We start from the raw sequence: 271 nt of genomic DNA, 5'->3' as shown, positions 1-271 counted from the left end.
CCTATGACAGCCGCTGGGACCGCTTCAAGGCCCCGGTGCGCACGGCGATGACCTCCACCCTGCACACGCTGCAGGCCAGCCAGACGCTGGACGCGCTGCTGCCGGTGTTCGACCGCAACGAAGTCGCCATCGTCTTCGACGGCGACGAATTCATCGGACTGATAACCCGCATCGACCTGATCAACCATCTGAGGCGCCGCGCAAGATGACCATCAAAGCAACTGTTGAGGGCAGGAACCGTCTGGCCTTCTCGACGCGCACCATCCATGGC

The 271-nt window shown here is 63.1% G+C and carries 1 protein-coding gene; it reads left to right on the top strand.

Annotated elements, in window-relative coordinates; all coding sequences use genetic code 11:
• Window positions 1–209, top strand: a 209-nt coding sequence (locus AC0L20_RS41070; RefSeq protein WP_473295837.1) for a CBS domain-containing protein, incomplete at its 5' end; no start/stop codon positions are given.
• Window positions 210–271 lie beyond the last annotated feature (62 nt).

This window comes from Bradyrhizobium sp. Kon58 (genome assembly GCF_055807455.1).
This window is presented reverse-complemented; position numbering and strand designations above follow the sequence as displayed.